The 24,203-nt window shown below is 67.1% G+C and carries 23 protein-coding genes; 18 read left to right on the top strand and 5 right to left on the bottom strand.

The window, feature by feature from the left end; all coding sequences use genetic code 11:
• The first annotated feature begins 49 nt into the window (after positions 1-49).
• From ACK8OR_RS03360 to ACK8OR_RS03300, 13 genes are all read left to right on the top strand, one after another.
• The gene (locus ACK8OR_RS03360; RefSeq protein WP_410188051.1) at positions 50-769 is read left to right on the top strand and encodes an ABC transporter ATP-binding protein; all 720 of its coding nucleotides are present in this window, start codon (positions 50-52) and stop codon (positions 767-769) included.
• Positions 769-1,491, top strand: a complete 723-nt coding sequence (locus ACK8OR_RS03355) for an ABC transporter ATP-binding protein (protein ID WP_410188050.1) — start codon at positions 769-771, stop codon at positions 1,489-1,491. Before ACK8OR_RS03360 ends, ACK8OR_RS03355 begins: the two co-directional genes overlap by 1 nt.
• The gene (locus ACK8OR_RS03350) at positions 1,488-2,351 is read left to right on the top strand and encodes a branched-chain amino acid ABC transporter permease (protein ID WP_410188049.1); all 864 of its coding nucleotides are present in this window, start codon (positions 1,488-1,490) and stop codon (positions 2,349-2,351) included. The genes ACK8OR_RS03355 and ACK8OR_RS03350 overlap by 4 nt, the downstream gene beginning before the upstream one ends.
• A complete protein-coding gene (locus tag ACK8OR_RS03345; RefSeq protein WP_410188048.1) occupies positions 2,351-3,415 on the top strand; it encodes a branched-chain amino acid ABC transporter permease in 1,065 nt (354 codons plus the stop codon). Before ACK8OR_RS03350 ends, ACK8OR_RS03345 begins: the two co-directional genes overlap by 1 nt.
• Positions 3,416-3,489: 74 nt before the next feature.
• Entirely contained in the window at positions 3,490-5,244 is a 1,755-nt protein-coding gene (locus ACK8OR_RS03340) for an FAD-dependent oxidoreductase (protein WP_410188047.1), read from the top strand.
• A gap of 10 nt (positions 5,245-5,254) precedes the next feature.
• Entirely contained in the window at positions 5,255-6,136 is an 882-nt protein-coding gene (locus tag ACK8OR_RS03335; protein WP_410188046.1) for an intradiol ring-cleavage dioxygenase, read from the top strand.
• Positions 6,133-6,960: a beta-keto acid cleavage family enzyme gene (locus ACK8OR_RS03330; protein WP_410188045.1), complete on the top strand. Its 828-nt coding sequence runs from the start codon at positions 6,133-6,135 to the stop codon at positions 6,958-6,960. The genes ACK8OR_RS03335 and ACK8OR_RS03330 overlap by 4 nt, the downstream gene beginning before the upstream one ends.
• Positions 6,961-7,201: 241 nt before the next feature.
• Positions 7,202-8,809 carry an ABC transporter substrate-binding protein gene (locus tag ACK8OR_RS03325; RefSeq protein ID WP_410188044.1) on the top strand — a complete coding sequence of 536 codons (1,608 nt, stop codon included), beginning with the start codon at positions 7,202-7,204 and terminating at the stop codon, positions 8,807-8,809.
• Between the two features lie 29 nt (positions 8,810-8,838).
• On the top strand, positions 8,839-9,813 hold the full coding sequence (locus ACK8OR_RS03320) for an ABC transporter permease (RefSeq protein ID WP_410188043.1): 975 nt from the start codon (positions 8,839-8,841) through the stop codon (positions 9,811-9,813).
• On the top strand, positions 9,810-10,703 hold the full coding sequence (locus ACK8OR_RS03315; protein ID WP_298432186.1) for an ABC transporter permease: 894 nt from the start codon (positions 9,810-9,812) through the stop codon (positions 10,701-10,703). The genes ACK8OR_RS03320 and ACK8OR_RS03315 overlap by 4 nt, the downstream gene beginning before the upstream one ends.
• On the top strand, positions 10,704-11,678 hold the full coding sequence (locus ACK8OR_RS03310) for an ABC transporter ATP-binding protein (RefSeq protein WP_410188042.1): 975 nt from the start codon (positions 10,704-10,706) through the stop codon (positions 11,676-11,678). It begins immediately after the preceding gene.
• Positions 11,675-12,673 carry an ABC transporter ATP-binding protein gene (locus ACK8OR_RS03305; RefSeq protein ID WP_410188041.1) on the top strand — a complete coding sequence of 333 codons (999 nt, stop codon included), beginning with the start codon at positions 11,675-11,677 and terminating at the stop codon, positions 12,671-12,673. The genes ACK8OR_RS03310 and ACK8OR_RS03305 overlap by 4 nt, the downstream gene beginning before the upstream one ends.
• A 1-nt stretch (position 12,674) precedes the next feature.
• The gene (locus ACK8OR_RS03300; RefSeq protein ID WP_410188040.1) at positions 12,675-13,823 is read left to right on the top strand and encodes a M24 family metallopeptidase; all 1,149 of its coding nucleotides are present in this window, start codon (positions 12,675-12,677) and stop codon (positions 13,821-13,823) included.
• 828 nt (positions 13,824-14,651) lie between these two features.
• On the opposite strand, the gene ACK8OR_RS03295 is transcribed toward ACK8OR_RS03300, so the two are convergent.
• Positions 14,652-16,238, bottom strand: coding sequence for an ABC transporter substrate-binding protein (locus tag ACK8OR_RS03295; RefSeq protein ID WP_410188039.1), 1,587 nt, complete (start codon positions 16,236-16,238; stop codon positions 14,652-14,654).
• Between the two features lie 240 nt (positions 16,239-16,478).
• Between ACK8OR_RS03295 and ACK8OR_RS03290 the strand changes: the two genes are divergently transcribed.
• From ACK8OR_RS03290 to ACK8OR_RS03270, 5 genes are read left to right on the top strand one after another with little or no spacing between them, the layout of a single operon-like run.
• Positions 16,479-17,477, top strand: coding sequence for an ABC transporter permease (locus ACK8OR_RS03290; RefSeq protein WP_410189858.1), 999 nt, complete (start codon positions 16,479-16,481; stop codon positions 17,475-17,477).
• A 9-nt stretch (positions 17,478-17,486) separates the two neighbouring features.
• Positions 17,487-18,395 carry an ABC transporter permease gene (locus tag ACK8OR_RS03285; RefSeq protein WP_410188038.1) on the top strand — a complete coding sequence of 303 codons (909 nt, stop codon included), beginning with the start codon at positions 17,487-17,489 and terminating at the stop codon, positions 18,393-18,395.
• A complete protein-coding gene (locus tag ACK8OR_RS03280; protein ID WP_410188037.1) occupies positions 18,392-19,231 on the top strand; it encodes an ABC transporter ATP-binding protein in 840 nt (279 codons plus the stop codon). Before ACK8OR_RS03285 ends, ACK8OR_RS03280 begins: the two co-directional genes overlap by 4 nt.
• The gene (locus ACK8OR_RS03275) at positions 19,228-19,980 is read left to right on the top strand and encodes an ABC transporter ATP-binding protein (protein ID WP_410188036.1); all 753 of its coding nucleotides are present in this window, start codon (positions 19,228-19,230) and stop codon (positions 19,978-19,980) included. Before ACK8OR_RS03280 ends, ACK8OR_RS03275 begins: the two co-directional genes overlap by 4 nt.
• On the top strand, positions 19,970-20,452 hold the full coding sequence (locus tag ACK8OR_RS03270; protein WP_410188035.1) for a GAF domain-containing protein: 483 nt from the start codon (positions 19,970-19,972) through the stop codon (positions 20,450-20,452). Before ACK8OR_RS03275 ends, ACK8OR_RS03270 begins: the two co-directional genes overlap by 11 nt.
• Here ACK8OR_RS03270 and ACK8OR_RS03265 read toward each other — a convergent pair.
• Genes ACK8OR_RS03265 through ACK8OR_RS03250 form a run of 4 tightly spaced genes read right to left on the bottom strand, consistent with a single transcriptional unit; the run spans position 20,443 to position 24,195 of the window.
• On the bottom strand, positions 20,443-21,354 hold the full coding sequence (locus ACK8OR_RS03265) for a polysaccharide deacetylase family protein (protein WP_410188034.1): 912 nt from the start codon (positions 21,352-21,354) through the stop codon (positions 20,443-20,445). The genes ACK8OR_RS03270 and ACK8OR_RS03265 overlap by 10 nt on opposite strands.
• Positions 21,336-22,715, bottom strand: coding sequence for an aminotransferase class III-fold pyridoxal phosphate-dependent enzyme (locus tag ACK8OR_RS03260; protein ID WP_410188033.1), 1,380 nt, complete (start codon positions 22,713-22,715; stop codon positions 21,336-21,338). Before ACK8OR_RS03260 ends, ACK8OR_RS03265 begins: the two co-directional genes overlap by 19 nt.
• Positions 22,712-23,413, bottom strand: a complete 702-nt coding sequence (locus ACK8OR_RS03255; RefSeq protein ID WP_410188032.1) for an SDR family NAD(P)-dependent oxidoreductase — start codon at positions 23,411-23,413, stop codon at positions 22,712-22,714. The genes ACK8OR_RS03260 and ACK8OR_RS03255 overlap by 4 nt, the downstream gene beginning before the upstream one ends.
• Positions 23,413-24,195 carry an SDR family oxidoreductase gene (locus ACK8OR_RS03250; protein WP_410188031.1) on the bottom strand — a complete coding sequence of 261 codons (783 nt, stop codon included), beginning with the start codon at positions 24,193-24,195 and terminating at the stop codon, positions 23,413-23,415. The genes ACK8OR_RS03255 and ACK8OR_RS03250 overlap by 1 nt, the downstream gene beginning before the upstream one ends.
• Positions 24,196-24,203: the final 8 nt, after the last annotated feature.

Below are 24,203 nucleotides of genomic sequence, written 5' to 3'. Positions count from 1 at the left end.
CGACCCCCGGGCCCGCGCCCTCCCGCGCGGGTCCGCACAGGAGCCTTCGATGACCATTCTCGCCATTGATGCCGTGTCCAAGAGCTTCGGCGCGCTGACCGTGACCGACGATGCCAGCTTCGACGTGCCCGAGGGGCAGGCGCTGGGCATCATCGGACCCAACGGGGCGGGGAAGTCGACGCTATTCAACCTGATCACCGGGAACCTCGCGCCCGATGCGGGCACGATCCGGTTCGAGGGGCGCGACGTGACGCGGGTCTCGGCGATGGACCGGTGTCTGTCGGGCATCGGGCGCTCGTTCCAGATCCCGCAGCCGTTCCAGAACCTCACCGTCTACGAAAACCTTCTCGTCGCGGCGACCTACGGGCGCGACCTCTCCGAAGCGGCCGTCCGCGACGATTGCGCGGACATCCTCGAGCGAACCGAGCTGATCGCGCGGGCCAATACGCCGGCGGGACAGCTGTCGCTTCTGGGGCGCAAGCGGCTGGAGCTGGCGCGCGCCATGGCGACCCGGCCGAAGCTGCTGCTCCTCGACGAGATCGCGGGCGGACTGACCGACGCGGAATGCCAGGCGCTCATCGGCACCATCCGCGACATCCACGCGCAGGGCACGACGATCATCTGGATCGAGCATGTCCTCCATGCGCTGACCTCGGTGGTCGAACGGCTGCTGGTGCTCGATTTCGGGCGCGTCATCGGCATTGGCGACCCGGCCGAGATCATGGCCAGCCGCGAGGTTCGCGAAATCTATCTCGGGATCGACGTCTGATGGTCGACACGCATGCACCCCTTCTTCGGACCCGTGGCCTGACGGCGCATTACGGGGATTTCCAAGCGCTGTTCGGCGTCGATATCGAGCTTGCCGCAAACGAGACCGTCGCGATCATCGGCGCCAACGGCGCGGGCAAGACGACGCTGATGCGGGCCATCGCGGGCGTGCTGCGGGGTGCGCCCGACGCCATCGCCTTCGATGGCGACCCGATCGGCGCCTTGCCCGCCGACGAAATCATGGCGCGGGGTGTCGCGATGGTGCCCGAGGGCCGCAAGCTCTTCCCGTCGCTCAGCGTCGAGGAGAACCTGCTGATCGGGCGCTATGGGCGCAAGGTGGACGGGCACTGGAGCCTCGACACGATCTACGACCTCTTCCCGATCCTGCGCGAGCGGCGGCAATCGCCGGGCAGCGCGCTTTCGGGCGGGCAGCAGCAAATGGTCGCGATCGGACGCGCGTTGATGAGCAATCCGCGCGTCCTCCTCTGCGACGAGATCAGCCTCGGGCTGGCGCCGGTGGTCATCAAGGACATCTACAAGGCCGTTCCGGCGATCAAGGCGGCCGGCGCGTCGCTCGTCGTGGTCGAGCAGGATATCGGTCAGGCCCTGGCCGTAGCCGACCGCATCTATTGCATGATGGAGGGGCGGATCACCCTGACCGGGACCCCCGACACCATCAGCCGCGACGATATCCACGCCGCCTATTTCGGAGCCGCCGCATGATCTGGGTCGACACCATCCTTCAGGGCATCCTGCTCGGAGGGCTCTATACGCTCTTTGCCGCCGGGCTCAGCCTCGTCTTCGGAATCATGCGGCTGGTGAACCTCGCCCATGGCGACCTGATCGTGATGGGGGCGTACCTGATCCTGCTCCTCGTGACGCTGCTCGGCCTGTCGCCCTTCGTGGCTGTCCTGATCGCCATGCCGCTGATGTTCGCGCTCGGCTACGTGCTCCAGACGTTCCTTCTGAACCGCACGCTGGGCGACGACATCCTGCCGCCGCTCCTCGTGACCTTTGGCCTTTCGATCGCGCTCCAGAACGTCCTGCTCGAGACCTTCTCGGCCGACAGCCAGCGCCTGCCCACCAACGCGCTGACCACCGCGTCGATCGATGTGGGGCCCATCGCGCTGGGCGTCATGCCGCTTCTGACCTTCGCGTCCGCGATCCTCGTCATCGTCGGTTTGAACCAGCTTTTCTACCGGACCGAACTGGGCCGCGCCTTCCGGGCCACCTCGGATGACGCGACCACCGCGGGCCTCATGGGGATCAAGCCCGCGCGGATCTTCGCGACCGCCACCGGCATCGCGCTGATCATCGTCACCATCGCCGCACTCTATCTGGGGCTGCGCGCCAACTTCGATCCGAGCATCGGCCCGGCGCGCCTGATCTACGCCTTCGAGGCTGTCATCATCGGCGGGCTCGGCTCGCTCTGGGGGACGCTCGCGGGGGGCGTCATCATCGGCGTCGCGCAGACCGTCGGCGCCGCGATCAATCCCGAATGGCAGATCCTCGCGGGTCATGTCGCCTTCCTCGCCGTCCTTCTCGTGCGGCCGCGCGGCCTCTTCCCGAGGGCGAACGACTGATGGCCTATTCCGTCACCACCCGCATGCCCGCCTCCCGCGTCACGGGCGCGCTCGCCATCGGGCTCGTCGCCGTCCTCGTGGCCCTGCCGCTCTTTGCCGGGCGGGGCACAATCCAGGACATGTTCTTCATCCTGACGATGCTGGTCCTGGCGCAGTTCTGGAACCTGCTCGCAGGCTATGGCGGCCTCGTCAGCGTGGGCCAGCAGGCCTTCGTCGGGATCGGTGCCTATGCGATGTTCGCGGCCGTGATCCTTGCCGGGATGGACCCGGTCCCGGCGATCCTCGTGGCCGGGCTGGCGGGCCTCGTGCTGGCCGTGCCCTTCGCCTTCTTCGCCTTCCGCCTCAACGGCGCATATTTCGCCATCGGAACCTGGGTGCTGGCCGAGGTCGTGCGCCTGCTGGTCGCCCAGTGGAAGGCGCTGGGCGGCGGCACCGGCACGTCGCTGCCGCGCGACGCGACGCGCGACATGTGGTTCGTCGAGGGCATTCAGACGCTTCTCGACATCCGCGCCCCGGCGGCGCGCGATATCCTCGCCTATTGGCTGGCACTGGCGCTGGCGCTCGTGACCATCGGGGGCATCTACTGGCTGCTGCGGACGCGGCGCGGGCTGGCGCTGGCGGCGGTGCGCGACAACACGCAGGCCGCGCAATCGGTGGGCGTGGATGCGGGCCGCATGAAGTGGATCGTGTTCCTGACCTCTGCGCTGGGCACCGGCCTCGCGGGCGGGCTGATCTACATGCAGAAGGCCCGCATCAGCCCCGACGCGGCCTTCAGTCTGACCGACTGGACGGCCTACGTGATCTTCATCGTGGTCATCGGCGGGATCGGCACCATCGAGGGCCCGATCCTCGGGGTGCTGATCTTCTTCGCACTCCAATCGCTGCTCGCGGATTTCGGAAGCTGGTACCTGATGACGCTGGGCGTCCTCGCCATCGCCGTGATGCTCGTGGCGCCCCGCGGCCTCTGGGGGCTGCTGAGCGAACGGACGGGCCTGCAGCTCTTCCCGATCCAGCGCCGGCTCTCCGGCCCGAACATCCCCACGTCGCGCGACGCCGCCCGATGACCCGCGCGCCCCGACACCACACCGACGCGATCGGCGCCGCCGGCGCCTGATCCACCGCCAAGAGGGAGGCCAGCATGGCAGATATCACCACGGACGTTCTCATCATCGGAACGGGCCCCGCCGGGTCGGCCTCGGCGGCGCTGCTCTCGACCTACGGGATCGAGAACATGGCCATCAACCGCTACCGCTGGCTGGCCAACACGCCCCGCGCCCACATCACCAACCAGCGCACGATGGAAGTGCTGCGCGATCTGGGGCGCGACGTCGAGGACGAGGCCTACCTCTTCGCCGCCGACCAGGAGTTGATGGGCGAGAACGTCTTCTGCGAAAGCCTCGCGGGCGAGGAGATCGGCCGCATGAAGAGCTGGGGCACCCACCCGATGTCGAAGGCCGAGCACCTGCTCAGTTCGCCCACCTTCATGAACGACCTGCCGCAGACCTTCATGGAACCGCTGCTGTTCAAGACGGCCTGCAAGCGCGGCACCCAGGCCCGGATGAGCACGGAATACCTCCGCCACCAACAGGATGCGGAGGGTGTGACCACGACCTGCCTCGACCGGCTGAGCGGCAAGGAGGTGACGATCCGCTCGAAATACCTGATCGGTGCCGACGGGGGCAATTCGCTGGTGGCTGACCAGATCGATCTGCCCTTCGAGGGCAAGATGGGCGTCGGCGGTTCGATGAACATCCTCTTCAAGGCGGACCTGTCCAGATATGTCGCCCACCGGCCGTCGGTCCTCTACTGGGTCGTCCAGCCGGGCGCGGATGTCGGCGGCATCGGCATGGGCCTCGTGCGGATGGTGCGGCCGTGGAACGAATGGCTGATCGTCTGGGGCTACGACATCAACCAGCCCCCACCGGATGTCGACGACGCCTTCGCCACCAAGGTGGTCCGCGACCTCGTCGGCGATCCCGAGCTCGAGGTGGATATCACGAGCTGGTCGACCTGGACCGTCAACAACTTCTACGCCACGCATCTCCAGAAGGACCGCGTGTTCTGCATGGGCGACGCCATCCACCGGCATCCGCCGTCGAACGGGCTGGGCTCGAACACCTCGATCCAGGACGCTTTCAACCTCGCGTGGAAGATCGCGGCGGTCCTGAAGGGGCAGGCGGGTGAGGCGCTCCTGGAGACCTACTCGGTCGAACGCGCGCCCGTGGCCAAGCAGATCGTGACCCGCGCCAACCAGTCCATCGGCGAGTTCGGTCCCATCTTCGAGGCGCTCGGCCTGACCGAAAGCAACGATCCCGAAACGATGCAGGCCAACATGGATGCCCGCTGCGACGCGACCGACGCGGCGCAGGCCCAGCGGGCGGCGCTTCGCGAGGCGATCGCGTTCAAAAAGTACGAGTTCGACGCCCACGGGGTCGAGATGAACCAGCGCTACAGCTCGGACGCCATCGTCACCGACGGCCAGATGGAGCCCGATTTCGCGCTCGACGCGGACCTTCATTACCAGCCGACCACGTGGCCCGGCGCGCGCATCCCGCATGCATGGCTCTTCGACGGGGACGGGGCCAAAGTCTCGACCCTCGATCTGGCCGGGGGCGGCGCGTTCACGCTGTTCACCGGGCTCGGCGGCGAGCCTTGGGTCGCGGCGGCCGAGGCGGTCGGGCGCGATCTGGGCGTGACGATCCACACCCACGTCATCGGGCCGCGCCAGCCTTATGTCGATCATACCGGCGACTGGGCCCGCGCCCGCGAGGTCGGCGACACCGGCTGCATCCTGACGCGACCCGACCAGCATGTCTGCTGGCGGCATGACACGCTGGCGACCGACCCCGAGGCCGAACTCGGCCGGGTGCTCGGCACGGTGCTGGCCCGATAGGAGAGCGACGATGCGAGAAGACAATCTCGGCTATTTCACCGAAGAGACCTCGGCCGACGTGGTCATTGCGCGGATCGCCGACACGGCCGATCCGAGGCTGGCCGCGCTGATGGCGACGATCATCCGGCACCTGCACGAGGCCATCAAGGAGATGGAGCCGACGCAGGCCGAATGGCTGGAGGCGATCAAGTTCCTGACCGAGACCGGGCACATGTCCGACGACTGGCGCCAGGAGTTCATCCTGCTGAGCGACGTGCTCGGCGTGTCGATGCTGGTCGACGCGATCAACAACCGCAAACCCAGCGGGGCCTCCGAAAGCACCGTGCTGGGGCCGTTTCATGTGCCCGACGCGCCCGAGTTGCCGATGGGGGCGAACATCTGTCTTGACGGCAAGGGCGAGCCGATGCTCATCAAGGGGCGCATCCTCGACACCGGCGGCCGGCCGATCGAGGGCGCGACGCTCGACGTCTGGCAGACCAACGATGACGGCTTCTACGACGTCCAGCAGAAGGGCATCCAACCCGACTTCAACCTGCGCGGCGTGTTCCGCACGGGCGCGGACGGCCGCTATAACTTCTGGGGCGCGCGGCCGCGCTTCTACCCGATTCCCGATGACGGGCCGGTGGGCAAACTCCTGGCGCAGCTCGGCCGCCATCCCTACCGCCCGGCGCATCTGCACTACATCCTCGAGGCGCCGGGCTTCGAGACGCTTATCACCCACATCTTCGACCCCGACGACACGTACATCGACTCGGACGCGGTGTTCGGCGTGAAGCAGAGCCTGCTCGCCAAGTTCGAATTGATCGACGATCCCGATCGCATCGCCGCCGAAGGCGCCGCGGGGCCGTTCCACGAGGTCATCCACGATTTCGTGCTGGCGCCGAGCGCATGACGACGCCCTGCATCATCTGCGTCGCGATCACCGGGAGCCTGCCGCGGAAGGCGCATAACCCTGCCGTGCCGATCAGCGTGTCCGAGCAGGTCGAGAGCACCCATGCCGCGCACGAGGCCGGGGCCACCATCGTCCACGCCCATGTCCGCAACGACGACGAGACCCCGTCGAGCGATCCCGAGCGCTTCGCTGCCCTGAAGGAGGGGCTGGAGACGCATTGCCCCGACATCATCATCCAGTTCTCGACGGGCGGCCGTTCTGGGGCGGGGCAGGCGCGAGGCGGGATGCTGCCGCTGCGGCCGCATATGGCGTCGCTCTCGGTCGGGTCGAACAACTTCCCCACGCGCGTCTACGAGAACCCGCCCGATCTCATCGATTGGCTGGCCGCCCAGATGATCGAACATGGCGTGAAGCCCGAGATCGAGGCCTTCGACCTCAGCCACATCCTGCGGGCCGCCGAGATGCACGCGGCGGGCCAGATCGCGGACACACCGTACGTCCAGTTCGTGATGGGTGTGAAGAATGCGATGCCTGCCGACCGCGAGGTGTTCGATTTCTATGTCCGCACGGTGAAACGCCTCTTCGGCGACGATACGCCGTGGTGCGCGGCCGGAATCGGCGCGCAGCAGGACGTGCTCAACCGCTGGAGCATCGCGGCCGGCGGGCACGCGCGCACGGGGCTCGAGGACAACCTGCGCCTCTCGCGCGAGGTGCTTGCACCGTCGAATGCCGCGCTGGTTGCGCGGACGGCAGCGATCTGCGCCGAACACGACCGCCCCGTCGCGACCCCGGCCGAAGCCAAGCGCATCCTCGGCCTCGCCTGAGCGGGCAGGGGGCTTCGGCCCCGACCCGGCAGACTCTCGACCCATTCCAGACCGACCATGGCCGCGCCCCGTCCTTCCGGCGGCGCGGGCAATCGTCGGATACCGCGCAAAAAATGTGGACAGGTCGGTGCGAAGCCCGCAGAGTGCATTCAAGAACAACTGTGCGCGGTGCGAACTTCCTCGCATTAAGCCACGACGGGAGCCCGCGTGTCGGCTCGATTGCAGAGAGGAGAATTTGTCTATGTCGAAGATAAATCTGACGATCACGGCCGTTGCCGTGACGCTGGCGATGCCGGTCTACGCGCAGGATGTGCTGACCATCGGCGCGCGATCCGAGGCGAGCTCGCTCGACCCGCATTGGACCCAGCTCTCCGCCGACCTTCAGGTCCAGGAACACATGTTCGAACATCTCGTGGACCTCGACAGCGCGTCGCAGCCCGTGCCCGGCCTCGCCGTCTCGTGGGAGCCGATCGAGGAGGAGAAGTGGGAATTCAAGCTGCGCGAGGGCGTGCAGTGGCATGACGGCGAGACGTTCAACGCCGACGACGTGATCTTCAGCTTCGACCGGCTGAAGGCCGGGATCGACGGCGCGCCCGCGTCGCCCGCCTTCCAGCTCGATAAGGGTGGCAAGTCCTGGGAGAAGATCGACGACTACACCGTCCATATCTCGACCCAAGGGCCCTATCCGACCATGGCCGAGGACCTCGCCATGCTGCCGATCGTGGCCGAGCATGCGGCGTCCGGTGCCACCGCGTCGGTCGATTTCAACTCGGGTGAGGCGGCCATCGGCACCGGCCCCTTCATGTTCGAGGAATACAGCCCCGGCAACCGCATCAGCGTGGTCAAGAACCCGAACTGGTGGGGCGGCGATCCCGGTTGGGACCAGGTCGTGTTCCGCCCCGTGGGCGAGGACAGCTCGCGTCTGGCCGCGCTCCTGAACGGCGACGTGGACATCATCGACTATCCGCCGACCGTCGACCTGCCGCAGCTCGAGGCCAACCCGGACTTCACCGTCTCGACCGTCTCGTCGGACCGGCTGATCTACATGATGCCCGCCTATCGCCACGTCGAGGATTACGTCACCGACATGGACGGCAACCCGCTGACGCCCAACCCGCTGCGCGACATGCGCGTGCGCAAGGCGCTGAGCCTCGCCATCGACCGCGAGGCGATCCGCGACCGCATCATGGGCGGCGCGTCGCTGCCGGCCGCGAACATCGTGCCGCCGGGTTTCTTCGGCCATGTCGACGAGCTGGAACCCGATGCCTACGACCCCGAGGAGGCGCAGCGCCTGCTGGCCGAGGCGGGCTATGGCGACGGGTTCAAGATGACGATCCACGGGCCGAACGACCGCTACATCAACGACGCGCGCGTCATCGAGGCGGTGGCCCAGTTCTGGTCCCGCATCGGCATCGAGACGGCCGTGGACACCATGCCGCGCAACATCTTCTTCTCGGACCTGATCCGGGGCGGCGAGGACAGCTTCCCCGGCTTCGACAGCCCGAAATTCTCGATGTCGCTGACCGGTTGGGGCACCGTGGCGGGCGAGGCGACCTACACCGTCTCGGGCATCCTCGAGACCTACAACGCGGCCACGGGCGGCGGGAACGGCAATTTCGGCCGGTATTCCAATACCGATATCGACGCCAAGTCGATCCTCGCCAAGCAGACCATCGACCGCGAGGCCCGGCTGGAGCTTCTGCAGGACGCCACGCGCATCGCGATGGCCGACTACGCGCTGATCCCGCTGCACTTCCAGGTCAATAAGTGGGCCATGCGCTCGGGTCTGGAGCATACGCCGCGCACCAACGAGCGGACGCTCGCGACCGAGATCAAGCGCGTCGAGTGACCTGAACCAACCCGCGAGGCGGAGAGACGATGCTGGAGTTCATCATCAAGCGCATCCTTCAGGCCCTTCTGGTCCTGATCGTGATGACGATGCTGGTGTTCTTCGGCGTCAACGTGGTCGGCAACCCCGTCTACATCTTCGCCTCGTCGGAATGCACGCAGGCCTGCATCAACGAGATCATCGCCAATCTCGGCCTCGATAAGCCGATCTGGGAGCAATACTGGCTGTTCCTGACGAACCTCCTGCAAGGCGATCTGGGCCGCTCCTTCACCCACGGCGTCCCGGCCATGAGCCTGATCTGGGAGCGCTTCCCCGCCACGCTCGAACTTGCCGTCGTGGCCCTCGTCATGGCGGTCGTCCTCGGGCTGCCGATGGGCATGTATGCGGGCTTGAAGCCCGACAGCTGGATCTCGAAGACCATCATGGGCTTCTCGATGGTCAGCTTCTCGGTCCCGGTCTTCTGGATCGGCCTGATCCTCATCCTCGTATTCTCGGTCCGCCTCGGCTGGCTGCCTTCGATCGGGCGGGGCGACCTCACCGATGTCTTCGGCATCGAAGTCAGCTTCCTGACGCTCGACGGCCTTCGCCACCTCCTGATGCCCGCCTTCACGCTGTCGCTCGTGATGATGGCGATGGTCATCCGCCTGACCCGCGCGGGCATGCGCGAGGTGCTGCATGCCGACTACATCCGCTTCGCGCGCGCCAACGGCATCCGCGAGCGGCGCATCATCGGCGTCCACGTCCTCAAGAACATCCTCATCCCGATCGTCACCGTCCTCGGGATGGAATTCGGCGGCGTCATCGCTTTCGCCGTCGTGACCGAGACGATTTTCTCCTGGCCCGGCGTCGGCAAGATGCTGATCGACGCCATCGCCGTGCTCGATCGTCCGCTGATCGTGGCCTATCTCATCTTCGTCGTCGTCATGTTCGTCGGTCTGAACCTTCTCGTGGACATCGTCTATTCGATTCTCGATCCGCGCGTGCGCGTCGGCGGTGACGCGTGACCGCCACAGCCGTCGAGCGCCCCTCCCGCCTGCGCCTCTTCACCAGCGCGTTCCTCGCCGTCCCTTCGGCCGCGATCGCGCTCTTCGTGTTCGTTCTCATGGCGGGGCTGGCGCTGCTGGCGCCGTGGATCGCGCCGCAGGATCCCTACGACCTCGCCTCCGTGTCGATCCTCGACAACCTGCTTCGTCCGGGCGAGCAAGCCTTCTCGGGCATGACGCACTGGCTCGGGACGGACGGGCAGGGGCGCGACATGCTCTCGGCCATGCTCTACGGGCTGCGCATCTCGCTGCTGGTGGGGCTGGCCTCGGGGCTGATCGCGCTGACCGTCGGCACGCTGGTCGGCCTCGTCGCGGCGTTCCGCGGCGGTTGGGTCGACGCGCTCCTGATGCGGATCGTTGACCTGCAACTCAGCTTTCCGACCATCCTCGTGGCACTCGTCCTGCTCGTTATCCTCGGGCGCGGGGTCGACAAGATCATCTTCGCCCTCGTCGTGGTCCAATGGGCCTATTTCGCCCGCACGGTGCGGGGCGTCGCACTGGTCGAGAATGCCCGCGACTATGTCGAGGCGGCACGCGGCCTGCGCCTCGGGCCTTGGCGTATCCTGTTCCTGCACGTACTGCCCAACTGCCTGCCGACCATCCTCGTGGTCGCCACGATCCAGATGGCGCAGGCGATCTCGCTCGAGGCGACGCTGTCCTTTCTCGGCCTTGGCCTGCCGCCGACGCGGCCATCGCTCGGCCTCCTGATCGCCAACGGGTTCGACTACCTGCAATCGGGGCGCTGGTGGATCAGCGTTCTGCCGGGGCTCGTGCTCCTCGTCCTCATCGTCAGCGTCAACGTTCTCGGCGACCGGATGCGCGATGTCCTCAACCCCCATCTGGACCGCTGAATGGAAACCGTCCTCGATGTCCGCGGCCTCTCGACCTCGTTCTTCTTCGGGAGCGAGGAGGTGCGCGCGCTCCGCGAGATCGACCTCGCCGTCGCGCGGGGCGAGATCCTCGCGCTGGTCGGCGAAAGCGGCTCGGGCAAGTCGATCACCGGCTTTTCGATCACGGGGCTGCTCTCTCCGCCCGGCCGCGTCGTCGGCGGGCGCGTGGACCTGACCGGCACCAATCTCACCGCGCTCTCGCCCGAAGGGCTGCGCGCGATGCGGGGCAAGCGGATCGCGATGATCTTCCAGGACCCGATGATGACGCTGAACCCGGTCCTTCGGGTCGAGACGCAGATGATCGACGCGCTCCGCGCCCACGAGAACATCGGTCGACGCGCCGCCCGCGCCCGCTGCCTCTCGGCCTTGCAGGAGGTCGGGATCGCCGCCCCCGAGGCCCGGCTCCGTGCCTATCCCCACCAGCTTTCGGGCGGGATGCGGCAGCGCGTGGCCATCGCGACGGCGCTTCTCCACGATCCCGAGGTCATCATCGCGGATGAGCCGACCACCGCGCTCGACGTCACGATCCAGGGCCAGATCCTGTCGGTCGTCCAGAAGCTCTGCACCGATCGCGGCACCGCGCTGATCTGGATCACGCACGACCTCGCCGTCATCGCAGGCATCGCCGACCGGATCGCCGTGATGTACGCCGGTCGCATCGTCGAGAGCGGGCCGGTCGACGACCTGATCGACGCGCCCGCGCATCCCTACACGCGCGGCCTGATCGACAGCGTGCCGGCCTCGCACCCGAAGGGCGTGCGCCTGCCGCAGATCCCCGGCCGAATGCCCGCGCTGACCGAGCTTCCCGAGGGCTGCGCCTTTGCGCCCCGCTGCGCCCGCGCGACCGCCGCCTGCGCGACGCCGCCCCCGGCTACCGAGATCGCGCCGGGCCGGATGGTGCGCTGCGTCCACCCGCTGACGGAGGGCATGTCATGACCGACGCGCCCATTCTCGAAGTCCGCGACCTGACCAAGGTGTTCGACGCCGGCATGGGCCTGATCGGCCGCGCGCTCGCCCGGTTGGGCCTCGCCAAGCGCCGGGCCGGGGTCCGCGCGGTGGATGGCGTGAGCTTCACAATGCGTCGCGGCGAGGTGCTGGGCGTCGTCGGCGAGAGCGGGTGCGGCAAGTCCACGCTGGGCCGCATGGTGGCTGGCCTGACGCAACCTACGACAGGCGAGATCGTCCATGACGGTCGCCCGGATCGCGGTGCGGGGCTTGACCGGCAGATGATCTTCCAGGACCCGTTCTCGTCGCTCAACCCGCGCAAGCGGCTGGGCGAACTGATCGCCGAAGCGCCCCGCGTCCACCGCGTCGTCGGCCCCGACGAGCTGACCGCCTATGTCGAGGCGCTGATGGAGCGCTGCGGGGTCGACCCGGCCTTCCGCGAGCGCTTCGCGCACCAGTTCTCGGGCGGTCAACGCCAGCGCGTCGGCATCGCCCGCGCGTTGGCCGTGAAGCCCGATCTCATCGTCTGCGACGAGGCGGTGTCCGCGTTGGATGTCTCGATCCAGGCACAGATCGTCAATCTTTTCATGGACCTGCGCGACGAACTTGATCTGACCTATCTGTTCATCAGCCACGATCTCGGGGTCGTGCGATATGTCTCGGACCGCGTCATCGTGATGTATCTGGGCCGCGTCGTCGAAAGCGGCCCGGCCGAGGCGCTGTTCGACGCGCCGAACCACCCCTATACCCGCGCGCTGATCGAAGGCGTGCCGCGTCTCGACCGCCGCCGCATGACCTACGCACCGATCGAAGGCGACATCCCGTCGCCCTTGGACCCGCCCCCCGGGTGCCACTTTCACCCCCGCTGTCCTTTCGCGATGGACCGCTGCCGGGTCGAAGCGCCGGCCTTGCGCGATCTCGGCGGCGATCGGCGGTCGGCCTGCCATCTCAACGACAAACCCACCCAGCTTTTGAAGGAGGCCTAACATGGCGAGCTATCAGGAACGCATGGCGAAGTATCGCGAGGTCATCGCGGGGAAGGCGGATCTCGTCTTCGTGCCCATCGGCACGGATCTCGACTATCTGACCGGCCTGCACCGCGACATTCCGAACTACGGCCGCAACCTGCATCCCGGCATGTGGCTGGAGGGAGCGTGGCTCTCGCCCGATCACGACCCGATCCTGACCCTGCCGCGCATGACCGTCGAGTTCGGCTCGGCGGGCGGCATCGAGGGCCACGACGTGCGCGTCCTCGGCGACTGGGACGATCCCGTCGACATGGTGCGCGGCATCCTGAAAGAGCTGGGCATCAAGGACGACGCGACCATCGCGACCTCCGACGATGCCGAGGCCGAGAGCCTGATGGAGTTGCAGAAGTTGGTGCCCGGCGCGCGCTTCGTGTCGGCGACCGACATGCTCCGCACCCTCCGCGTCATCAAGGATGCCGACGAGATCGAGAAGATGCGGCAGGCCGGGGCCATGACCGAGGCGGCCTTCGCCGAGGTGGTCAAGAACCTCAAGATCGGGATGACCGAACTCGATGTGTCCTCCGAGGTCGATTACCAGTTGAAGAAGCAGGGCTCGCTCGGGCCGTCCTTCACGACCTCGCTCTACAACACCGGTCCGAACCACCCGATCCTCTTCGGGCGAAAGCTGCAAAGCTGGCCGCGCGTCCTGACGGCGCCCGTCTCGGTCCTCTTCGACTTCGGCGCGATCCATGACGGCATGTGCTACGATTTCGGGCGCACGGTGTCCTTCGGGGAGCCCAATGCCGAGCAGATCAAGGTCCACAAGCTCATCATCGAGAGCCAGCACGCGGGCATCGCCGCGCTGAAGGCCGGGGCCACGACCTGCGAGGCGGTCGACAAGGTCGCGCGCGACGTGATCGCGGATGCGGGCTACGGCGACAAGTTCCGCCACCGCCTGGGCCACGCCATCGGCTGGGACGTCCACGAGCCGCCGTTCCTGACCGCCGGTGACGAGACCCCGGTCGAGGAGGGCATGATCTTCACCATCGAGCCTTCGATCTTCCAGGAAGGCGACTTCTCTGCCCGCGTCGAGGACTGCATCGTGGCCCGTCCCGGCGGCGGCGAGGCGCTGACGAGCGGCTGGCAGGATTTGACCGTGGTGGAGTGACGCGCGCGCGCCTCGGGACCTCGGAGGGGCGGCCTTGACGGTCGCCCTTTCTCATCGAGACGCGACGGGGGCGTTCCATTTGGCCGAACATGCGCAACGGGCGCTTCGAGCCCACGTCGTACATAGCTTTGCGCTACTCGTAGGTGACCTTGCAATGTCTTAGGGGGGACAACATCATCTGAATTATGGGTTCTAAGCTTCTCTGTCTCTTTGTATTGACCCTGTCTGGTTGCGGACCAGAGGCCCATATCAGGGCGGTCCTAATGGAGATATTCGGCCAAGAAGACGTGAGCGTATTGTCGAGCTGCACAAGTGTTTTCGGTCTCGGACCGTCTGTCGCGCTCTTCGACGTTCCCGCACATATTGTCGTACGAACGTCTGCGCAAACAGGGCAGTTCTCAAACCACTCCCTCTGGACGCGACACGAGTCGATGGTCGAATTTGAGGCGAGCCGCTCTCAGCGAATTTCTGGGATACCGCAACGCTTATCGACGGAAAGGACTGTTTGAGGGGACTTACAAACGATGCCGATAAGATTCTCTTTGGGGAACTATTAGGTATTTTCTTCGCATCCGCTGATGAGGATATCGTCGTCGTCATTCCTTCCGACCCGGACGAAAGCGGGGTAATTTTCCTTCAATCCCCTTGAAGTTCGAATGCCGGCTTCGTCCCGCACCGCAGCCATACCCCAGCCAATCCCATCTGGAACTCCTGACCCGAGCGAACCCGAGGGCACGTCGCGCTCCGCTCGCGTCGCGCAGTCCGGCACCGACAAAGCAAAAGGGGCGGCCCTCCCGGACCGCCCCCCTCCACGTCGCGCCGGAGCGATCAGTTCTTCTCGACCAGCCGGTAGAACACGAAGTCCGAGGTGGCACCGTTGACGTAGCCGGACACGTTCTCGGCCATGCCGACCTGGTAGGACGCCTGGAACATGATCATGATCGGCGAGGTCTCCTGGATGCGGAGCTGGAGGTCGGTGTACATCGCCTCGCGCGCGGCGGGGTCGCTCTCCTCCAGCGCGGCGCGCGTCATCTCGTTGAGCTCCTCGGGCACGGCCCAGGAGTTCCGCCACGTGGTCGTCGCGGCATAGGCGTCCTGATCGTTGTTGGAGTTGTACGAGAACGCCTTGGCGTTGGAATGCGGATCCATGAAGTCCGGACCCCAGTAGAGCATCGCCGCCTGGTGCTTGCGCTCGCGGTACTTGGTGATCATCTGCGCGGTCGTCGCACTGGTGATCTCGAAGTTGATGCCGACCTCGGCGAAGGTGTTCTGGATCGCCTGCGCCATGTCCGTGAAGGGTTGCGCCGCGATCGTGTCGAGCGTCACGTTGATCGGAAGCTCGACGCCACCCTCCTCGAGGATCTGGCGCGCCTTCTCGGGGTCGTAGCTGTAGGGCGTGTCGGTCACCGCACCCGGGAAGCCCTTGGGCCACCACGACTGGTGGATCTCCATCTGGCCCTTGAGGAACGTGTCGGTCATCCCCTCGTAGTCGATGAGGTAGCGAGACGCTTCCCAGAGCGCCTCGCTCGTCAGTTCGGGGACGTTCTGATTGAAGACGAGGAAGTGGATTGCGGCCTGCGGGAAGACCTCGACCCGCGCGCCGTCGCCGCTCATGGAATTGACCTGGTCGGGCGTCAGGTTCCGCGCCATGTCGACGTCGCCCTGCTCGAGCAGGAGCTGCTGGGTCGCGGGCTCGACCGTGTGGCGGATCACCACCTGCTCGATCTTGGGGCCTTCCTTGAAGTAGTCGTCATAGGCCGTCATGCGCACGAGTTCCGACGGGCGATACCCGGCCAGCATGAACGGCCCGGTGCCGGCGGAGTTCTGGTTCAGCCAGGCGTTCCCCTGGTCGCCGTCCACCTCGTTGGCCATCACGAGGGCCTTGTCGACGATCGAGGCGGGGCGGGCGGCCAGCACGTTCAGCACGAAGGCGGGCGAATAGTCCCCGGCATATTGCACCGTCACCGTGTTGCCGTCGGCAGTCACCATCTCCTCGACATTCTCGGGCGTCCAGCCGAGCTGGGTCAGGATGAAGGCGGGGTTCAGGTTCAGGTCGACCACGCGCTTGAACGAGAACACCACGTCCTCGCCCCGCACGGGATTGCCCGAATGGAAGGTCGCATCGCGCAGCTCGAACGTGATCGTCTTGGTCTCGGGATCCGTCTCCCAGCTTTCGGCCAGACCGGCGGCGAGGACCGTCGGATCCTCGGCATCGTACTGCACGAGACGGTCGTAGATGTTGGTCAGAAGCTCGCCCGCGGTGAACTCGTAGGCCTGTGCGGGGTCGAGTGCGACGATATCGTCGATGTTCTGCGCGACCACCAGCATGTTGTCCGGCGTCTCGGCCAGCAGGGCCGGCGCACCCATCGGCAAGACCAGCGCACTGGCCAGAATGGTTGATCGGATGAAACGCATGGGGTTCTCTCTCCTGTCAGGGGGATGCCGGAGACGCGGCCGGGCGGGCGATCCGCCCCTCGCGTGTCCGGTCCGACTTAATTCGTCCGACTAAACCAAAAGCGCTTGCGCAATCCAAGAATTATCTGAACTTTCGTTCTTATAGCGAACAAGAGGACCGTCATGAGCGCCGAGACCGCCGTCACGAGCTCGCCATCCGCGCGGATGGGCACGTCGCGATCCCGCGGCGCCGACCGCGCGATGCGGGCGGGGGCGATGACGCTGGTGATCATGCTGACCTTCCTCGGGCTGATGGCGATCACGTTCTTCATCGGGCGCGTCATGCCGATCGACCCGGTGCTGGCCGTGGTGGGCGAGCGGGCGACGATCGAGACCTACAACCAGGTCCGGGCCGAGATGGGGCTCGACGATCCGCTGCTGGTGCAGTTCGCGACATATGTAGGCGACGTGCTGCGCGGCGATCTGGGCATGTCGATCACAACGGGCCGCCCGGTCATCGAGGATCTGGGACGCGTCGTGCCAGCGACCTTCGAGCTGGCGACGATCGGCCTGATCGTGGGCGTGGCGCTCGGCCTGCCGATGGGGGTGCTCGCGGCGTATCGGCAAGGCTCGTGGGTCGACCAGGTGATCCGCGTCCTCGGGCTGGTGGGCTACGCGGTGCCGGCGTTCTGGCTGGGGCTGGTGGCGCTGGCGGTGTTCTACGCAGGGCTCGGCTGGGCCGCGCCGCCGGGGCGGCTCTCGATCTTCTACGAGGGGCTCGTGCCGACGATGACGGGCGTGATGCTGATCGACGCGGCCCTCGACGGACAATGGGACGTGTTCCGCAACGCCGCGCATCACATGGTCCTGCCCGCGCTGATCCTCGGCTTCTACAGCCTCGCCTACATCTCGCGGATGACCCGGTCCCTGATGCTGGACCAGCTGGGGCAGGAGTATCTGACCACCGCCCGCGTCAAGGGCATGAGCGAGTGGCGCGTCATCTGGGTCCATGCCTTCCGCCCGATCCGCATCCCGATCATCACGGTGATCGGCCTCAGCTACGCGTCGCTGCTGGAGGGCTCGGTCCTAATCGAGATCGTGTTCTCCTGGCCGGGCATCGGCAACTACCTGACGAACGCGCTCCTCAACGCCGACATGGCCGCGGTCCTCGGGGCCACGCTGGTGATCGGGACCGTCTTCATCGTCATCAACAAGGGGTCGGACATGCTGTATCGCGTGCTCGACGCCCGCAGCCGCTAGGGACGCGTCATGGCCTTCTCCGCCGTCCGATGGCTGACCGACACGACGCCCGCCTCGCGGCTCCAGGCGAATGCCGGGCGCAGCTATGCGTTGACGCGTGCACTGCTTCGCAACCCGCTGGCGGCCCTCGGGCTCTTCATCATCATCGCGCTCGTCCTGACGGCCCTGTTTGCGCCATGGGTCGCGCATTACCCGCCCAACGCGCAGGAGCTGGGCGACCGCCTCCTGCCGCCCTCGGGCGCGCATTGGATGGGTACGGACGAACTCGGTCGCGACATCTATAGCCGGGTCGTCTACGGCGCGCGCATCACGCTCCTGATCGTGGTCCTCGTGGCGGTCATCACGGCACCGCTGGGCCTCATTGTCGGGGCGGTCTCGGGCTATTTCGGCGGCTGGATCGACCGGGTGCTGATGGGGATCACCGACATGTTCCTGTCGATGCCGAAGCTGATCCTGGCGCTGGCCTTCGTCGCGGCCCTCGGGCCGGGCATCGAGAACGCCGTCATCGCCATCGCCATCACCGCCTGGCCGCCCTATGCGCGTATCGCCCGATCCGAAGTCCTGACCTTCCGGGGCGCTGAGTTCATATCGGCCGTCCAGATCCAGGGCGCGTCCTCGGCGCGGGTGATCTTCAACCATGTCCTGCCGCTCTGCTACTCGTCGATGATTATCCGCGTCACGCTCGACATGGCGGGCATCATCCTGATCGCGGCGGGGCTCGGGTTCCTCGGGCTGGGCGCGCAGCCGCCGCTGCCGGAATGGGGGGCGATGATCTCGCGCGGGCGCAGCTACATCCTCGACCAGTGGTGGGTCGCGACCATGCCGGGCTTCGCGATCATCATCGTATCGCTGGGCTTCTGCTTTCTGGGCGACGGCCTGCGCGACGTGCTCGACCCCAAGCACAGCTCCGACCGATGAGCGGCCCGCTCCTCAAGGTCGACAACCTCCGGGTGTCCTTCCCATCGCCCGACGGCCCGACCGAGGTCGTGAAGGGCGTGTCCTTCGCCATGGGGCGCGAGCGCCTCGGGATCGTGGGCGAAAGCGGGTCGGGCAAGTCCCTGACCGGTCGCGCGATCCTGCGCCTGATCCGCCCGCCGGGGCGCGTGACGGCGGACCGGATCGCCTTCGACGGGACGGAGCTGACCGGTCTCTCGGGCCGAAAGATGCGCGCGATCCGGGGCGCGCGCATCTCGATGGTGATGCAGGACCCGAAGTTCTCGCTGAACCCGGTCATGACCATGGGCGACCAGATCGCCGAGGCGCTGACCGTGCACGGCGCGCGCATGAGCCGGGCGAAGCTGCGCAGCCGTGTCCTCGAGATGCTCGAAAAGGTGCGCATCAACGACCCCGAGCGTGTGATGCAGATGTATCCGCACGAGGTATCGGGCGGCATGGGCCAGCGCGTGATGATCGCGATGATGCTGATCCCCGAGCCGGACCTCCTGATCGCGGACGAGCCGACCTCGGCACTCGACGTGTCGGTTGAGGCGCAGGTGATGGACCTCATCAACGACCTCATCGTGCAGAACGGGATGGGTCTGATCCTCATCAGCCACGACCTCGACCTCGTGGCGCGCTATTGCGACCACGTGTTGGTGATGAACGCGGGCGAGGTGGTCGAGAGCTTCGATGCGGTCAACATGGCGGCGGCGCAGCATCCCTACACCAAGGGCCTGCTCGCCGCCGCGCCCCGGATGAACGAGACGCGCGAGTTCCTGCCCGTTCTCGACCGCAGCGCGTGGGAGGGAACATGACCGCCATCGCACTTCGCGACCTGACCATCGGCTATGGCGGCGTGCCGGTCGTGCACGACGTATCGCTTGCCATCCCCGAGGGCGAGAGTTTCGCGCTGGTGGGCGAATCCGGGTCGGGCAAGTCCACCATCCTGAAGGCCATCGCGGGCATCGCGCCGGAATGGGAGGGACGGATCGACGTGCTTGGCACACCCCGCGGCCATGGTCCGGACCGCGCCTTTTCGCGCGTCTGCCAGATGGTGTTCCAGGACCCCTATGCTTCGCTTCATCCGCGCAAGACCATCGACGCGACGCTGGCCGAACCGCTTGTGATCCACGGCGCGCCGGGGGGCGGCGCACGCGTGGTCGAGGTGCTGGAATCCGTCGGCCTCGATGCGCGGTTCCGGTTCCGCTTTCCACACCAGCTTTCGGGCGGGCAGCGCCAGCGCGTGGCCATCGCCCGCGCGCTGATGCTCGAGCCGAAGGTGCTGCTGCTGGACGAGCCGACCTCGGCGCTGGACGTCTCGGTCCAGGCGGAGATCCTGAACCTTCTGAAGCGGTTGCGACGCGAACATAATCTGACCTACCTGATGGTGACGCATAACCTGCACGTCGTGGGCTTCATGTGCGACCGGCTGGCCGTGATGCGCCATGGCCGCGTGGTCGAGGTGGCGCCGTCATCGGCCCTGCACGACGGCGCCTTCACCGATCCCTATGCCCGTGAGCTTTATGCCGCGTCCGGCGGAGCGGAGGGGTTCGATGCAGCCTGACGCCTTCGACACCGCCTTGTCCAAGGCGACCACGCCCGACGACGTCTACGCGGCGCTCATGGCCCTGACCCGCGGCCGCGTGCCCGCGCGCCTCTTCACGATCATGACGGTGGATCTCGATGCGATGGAGGCGCGGCGCGCCTTCACCAGCCACCCGGAGGCCTATCCGACCTCGGGGACCAAGCCGATCGAGATGAACGACTGGTTCGCCCGCGTCGTCACCGATGGCGAGGTGTTCGTGGCGCAGACGCTGGCCGAGATCGCGCAGGTCTTTCCCGACCACGCGCTGATCGGGTCGCTCGGCTGCGGCGCGGTGGTCAACCTGCCGGTCGTGCGGGGCGGGACGGTCGGGGCGACGGTGAATATCCTCGATGCCGAGGGCAGCTACTCGCCGAAGGTCGTGGCCGAGGCCGAGGCGCTGATCCCCTTCGCCGCGCGTGGCCTCGACCGGATTGCCGCGCTTCAGGCGTAGGCGGCGTCCGACGTGACCCAGGCGGCTAGCTCCGCATGGGTCGGGAACCAGACCGCGCCGCGGGATTTCGCGTGGGCGATCAGTTCGTCGAGGATCCATATCCGCGAGCGGTAGCCGATCACGAAGGGATGCATGACGAGCTGGCAGAGCCCGCCCTCGTCGAAGGCCGCGTCTAACTCGCGGCGGAAGATGTCGAATACGGCTTCGGGCGGGGTCCAGGGCCGGGTCGGCGGATCGCGGTTGAAGAGAAGGTAGACCGCATCGTCGCGCACCCAGTCGACGGGGATCTCGACGACGCCGGTGGGCGTGCCGTCGGACAGCAGCTCGTAGCAGGTGTCGTCGGCCATCAGCGAGCTGTCATAGGCAAAGCCCAGCTCCGCCACCAGCTCCACCGTGTTCGTGCTCAGGTCCCAGTTCGCGGCGCGGTGGCCAATGGGCTCCGTCCCCGTCATCTCCCGCAGCGCATCGCGGGCGCGGATCATCAGGTCGCGTTCGGTGGCGCGATCGAGCTTCGAGTTGTTCTCGTGGATCCAGCCGTGGACGCCGATCTCGTGGCCGGGGTCCGTCAGCGCGGCGACGGCACCCGGATCGATCAGGCCGGCCACCGCGGGCAGGAACATCGTCGCGCGCACGTCATGGCGGGCGAGGGTGGCCAGCACCCGGGGCAGGCCCGCACGCCGCCCGAACTCGCCCCAGGCCAGCCGCCCGATGGCCGCGCGGCCCGCGCCCAGCTCGAACGTCTCGTGATCGCAGTCGAATGACAGCGCGAAGGCGCAGCGTGCGCCGTCCGGCCAGCGATCCGGTGCCAGCCGCCGCCCCGCGCGCACGCGTTCGACATCGCGGCGCCATTCGGCCTCGGGCGTGGTCCAGGGCGCGTCTGGGTTCAGGGCAGCACCTCCCACAAGGCTGCCCGCAGCGTGTCCGCGATGATGTCGATCTCCTCGCGCGTGACCGAGAGGGGCGGCGAGAACCCGAGGATGTCGGATTGCGGCATCGCCCGCCCGATCACCCCGCGCGACAGCATCGCGGCCGAGACCTTCGGCGCGACGCTCGCGGTCGGGAACCAGGTCCGCGCGCCCACGTCCTCCATCAGCTCGACGGCGACCAGCAGACCGTCGCCGCGCACTTCGGCCACGTTCGGATGGTCCGCCGCGGCCTCGGTCAGCCGCTCCAGGAGGTAAGGGCCCATCCGGCCCGCGTTGGCCACGAGGTCCAGCTCGTCCACCAGCTCCAGCGTGGCGATGCCCGCCGCCGCCGAGACCGGGTGCGCCGAATAGGTCCAGCCGTGATAGAGCGGCCCGAATTCGTCGCTGCCGTCCATCAGCACCTCGAAGACGCGATCCCCGATGATCGACCCCGAAAGCGGCGCGTAGGCCGAGGTGAGGCCCTTTGCGATCGTCATGAAATCGGGCTTCAGGCCGTAGCGAATTGAGCCGAACATCGTGCCCATACGACCGAAGCCCGTGACCACCTCGTCGGCGATCAGCAGGATATCATGGCGCGCCAACACCTCCTGCACGCGCGCCCAATATCCCTCGGGAGGCGGAATGATCCCGCCCGTACCCATGATAGGCTCACCGACGAAGGCCGCGATGGTGTCGGGGCCCTCGCGTGCGATCAGCGCCTCCAGCTCGCCGATCAGCCAGTCGAGGTGATCGGCCGCGTTCATGTCCGCTTCCGGGCGGCGCAGGTAATGCGGCGTCTCGGTGTGAAGGAATCCTTGGAGCGGTAGGTTGAACCGCTCGTGATAGCCCTTCAGCCCCGTCAGCGAGCCCGAGACCAGCCCCGACCCGTGATAGCCCCGCCAGCGGCTGATGATCTTGGTCTTCTCGGGCTTGCCGCGCAGGATCTGGTAGTGCCAGGCAAGCTTGATGTTCGTCTCGTTCGCATCCGACCCCGACAGGCCGAAATAGACCCGCGCCATGTGGTCGGGCGCGCGATCCATCACCATCTTGGCCAGCCGGATCGCGGGCTCGGACGCGGTGCCCGCATAGGCGTGGTAATAGGCCATCTCGTGGGCCTGCTTGGCGATCGCGTCGGCGATCTTCGTGCGCCCGTAGCCGACGTTGACGCAGTAGAGACCTGCGAAGGCGTCCAGCATCCGGTTGCCGTCGCGATCCTCGATCCAGGACCCTTCGCCGCGCGTGACGATCCGCGTCGGGCTCTCGCCGCGGGCATGCATCGCCGTGTGGGTCGCCGGGTGCAGCAGGTTGTCGCGATCCCAGGCGGCCAGCTCGTCGTTGATGCGCGGATCGTCGGTCATATGACGGTCTCCAGTCGGGTGTTGGAAATGAACTCCGGCACGCTCGCCTGGTTGGGCAGCGACAGGATGAACGCCACCATCGACGCCACCGTCTCGGGCTGCAAGCGGTCGGGCTTCGGCGTGGTGCCGGGCAGGTCGGCGACCATCTCGGTGTCGATCGCGCCGGGGCAGATCGCGGTCGCGCGCACGCCGTCGTCCCAGCCGGCGTGACGCACGGCCTGCGTCATCGCGAGCAGCGCGTGCTTGGTCATCGCGTAGCCGACCGAGGTGCCGCCGCGGTAGCGCTTGGCGTCGGTCGACGCGATGTTGATCACGCGGCCTTCGCCTGAGGCGCGCAGATGGGGCAGGGCGGCGCGGATCAGGCGGAAGGGGGCCTTGGCGTTGACGTCCCACATGGCGTCGAGATCGTCCTCCGAGCCCGTGTCGAAATCGACCATCCGCATGATGCCGACATTGTTGACCAACGCGTCGATTCGGCCGAACCGCGCATGGGTGTCATCGACCCAGGGGGCAACGCTCGTGGGATCCATGGCGTCGAAGCGCGCGACGTGGAGGCGGTCGGGATCCGCGCCGAACCGCGCGGCCTGTCCGGGATCGCGCAGCCCCAGCGAGAGGGACCAACCGGCGCCGAGAAGGGCCTCCGTGATGGCGGCCCCGAGTCCGCGCCCGCCCCCCGACACGAGCGCGACCTTCGCCATCAGAAAAGGCCCTGGTAGACGCCGCCGTCATTGACGATGTTCTGGCCCGACATGAAGCCCGCCTGCGCCGAGCAGAGATAGGCGATCAGATCGCCGCATTCCGACGGATCGGCGAAGCGGCCGGCGGGGCAGGTGTCCTTCCGGTCCTGAACGATCGCTTCGTAGGTCGTGTTGCCGCGCTTGGCATGGCCATGCAGGTTGGTGTGCAGCGCATCCGTGTCGAAGAGACCGGGGCAGACCGTGTTGATCGTGACGTTGTGCCCGATCAGGTCGCGCGTCATCGCCGCCGTCGCACCCGACAGCGCCAGTCGCGCCGCGTGGCTGTGCGCGAAGCCGACCTGCGGGAACTTGATGAAGCTGACCGACATGTTGACGATCCGCCCGAACTTGCGGGCCTTCATGCCGGGCGCCACGGCCTGAATCATCTGCATCGAGGACAGGAAGTGGACTTCCAGCCAATAGCGCCAGTCGTCGGGCGTGATCTCCTCCCACGGGGTGGGGACCTGGCGGACACCGGGGTTGTTCACGAGGATGTCGACCTCGCCCGCCGCGTCCATCAGGGCCGCGCGGCCCTCGTCAGTATTGAAATCGGCGGCCACCGGGATCGCGTCGGTCCCGAAGGTGTCGCGGATCTCGGCGGCGGCATCGCTCAGCGCCTCCTCGCCGCGCGCGTTCATCACGACGTCCACGCCCTCGGCGGCGAGCGAGCGGGCCGTGGCGAGGCCCAGCCCGCGGCTCGCGGCGGTCACGACGGCGCGTTTGCCCTTCAATCCCAGATCCATCTCGGTCC

This window comes from Jannaschia halovivens (genome assembly GCF_046452375.1).
Lineage (GTDB): Bacteria > Pseudomonadota > Alphaproteobacteria > Rhodobacterales > Rhodobacteraceae > Jannaschia > Jannaschia halovivens.
This window is presented reverse-complemented; position numbering and strand designations above follow the sequence as displayed.

Bases quoted from the DNA above. Each gene is read 5' to 3' on its own strand.
- ACK8OR_RS03345 (WP_410188048.1), top strand. From the start codon at position 2,351: ATGGCCTATTCCGTCACCACCCGCATGCCCGCCTCCCGCGTCACGGGC.
- ACK8OR_RS03270 (WP_410188035.1), top strand. From the start codon at position 19,970: ATGCAGCCTGACGCCTTCGACACCGCCTTGTCCAAGGCGACCACGCCC.
- ACK8OR_RS03320 (WP_410188043.1), top strand. From the start codon at position 8,839: ATGCTGGAGTTCATCATCAAGCGCATCCTTCAGGCCCTTCTGGTCCTG.
- ACK8OR_RS03255 (WP_410188032.1), bottom strand. From the start codon at position 23,413: ATGGCGAAGGTCGCGCTCGTGTCGGGGGGCGGGCGCGGACTCGGGGCC.
- ACK8OR_RS03360 (WP_410188051.1), top strand. From the start codon at position 50: ATGACCATTCTCGCCATTGATGCCGTGTCCAAGAGCTTCGGCGCGCTG.
- ACK8OR_RS03325 (WP_410188044.1), top strand. From the start codon at position 7,202: ATGTCGAAGATAAATCTGACGATCACGGCCGTTGCCGTGACGCTGGCG.
- ACK8OR_RS03330 (WP_410188045.1), top strand. From the start codon at position 6,133: ATGACGACGCCCTGCATCATCTGCGTCGCGATCACCGGGAGCCTGCCG.
- ACK8OR_RS03280 (WP_410188037.1), top strand. From the start codon at position 18,392: ATGAGCGGCCCGCTCCTCAAGGTCGACAACCTCCGGGTGTCCTTCCCA.
- ACK8OR_RS03305 (WP_410188041.1), top strand. From the start codon at position 11,675: ATGACCGACGCGCCCATTCTCGAAGTCCGCGACCTGACCAAGGTGTTC.
- ACK8OR_RS03260 (WP_410188033.1), bottom strand. From the start codon at position 22,715: ATGACCGACGATCCGCGCATCAACGACGAGCTGGCCGCCTGGGATCGC.
- ACK8OR_RS03285 (WP_410188038.1), top strand. From the start codon at position 17,487: ATGGCCTTCTCCGCCGTCCGATGGCTGACCGACACGACGCCCGCCTCG.
- ACK8OR_RS03295 (WP_410188039.1), bottom strand. From the start codon at position 16,238: ATGCGTTTCATCCGATCAACCATTCTGGCCAGTGCGCTGGTCTTGCCG.
- ACK8OR_RS03290 (WP_410189858.1), top strand. From the start codon at position 16,479: ATGCGGGCGGGGGCGATGACGCTGGTGATCATGCTGACCTTCCTCGGG.
- ACK8OR_RS03300 (WP_410188040.1), top strand. From the start codon at position 12,675: ATGGCGAGCTATCAGGAACGCATGGCGAAGTATCGCGAGGTCATCGCG.
- ACK8OR_RS03350 (WP_410188049.1), top strand. From the start codon at position 1,488: ATGATCTGGGTCGACACCATCCTTCAGGGCATCCTGCTCGGAGGGCTC.
- ACK8OR_RS03275 (WP_410188036.1), top strand. From the start codon at position 19,228: ATGACCGCCATCGCACTTCGCGACCTGACCATCGGCTATGGCGGCGTG.
- ACK8OR_RS03335 (WP_410188046.1), top strand. From the start codon at position 5,255: ATGCGAGAAGACAATCTCGGCTATTTCACCGAAGAGACCTCGGCCGAC.
- ACK8OR_RS03310 (WP_410188042.1), top strand. From the start codon at position 10,704: ATGGAAACCGTCCTCGATGTCCGCGGCCTCTCGACCTCGTTCTTCTTC.
- ACK8OR_RS03250 (WP_410188031.1), bottom strand. From the start codon at position 24,195: ATGGATCTGGGATTGAAGGGCAAACGCGCCGTCGTGACCGCCGCGAGC.
- ACK8OR_RS03355 (WP_410188050.1), top strand. From the start codon at position 769: ATGGTCGACACGCATGCACCCCTTCTTCGGACCCGTGGCCTGACGGCG.
- ACK8OR_RS03340 (WP_410188047.1), top strand. From the start codon at position 3,490: ATGGCAGATATCACCACGGACGTTCTCATCATCGGAACGGGCCCCGCC.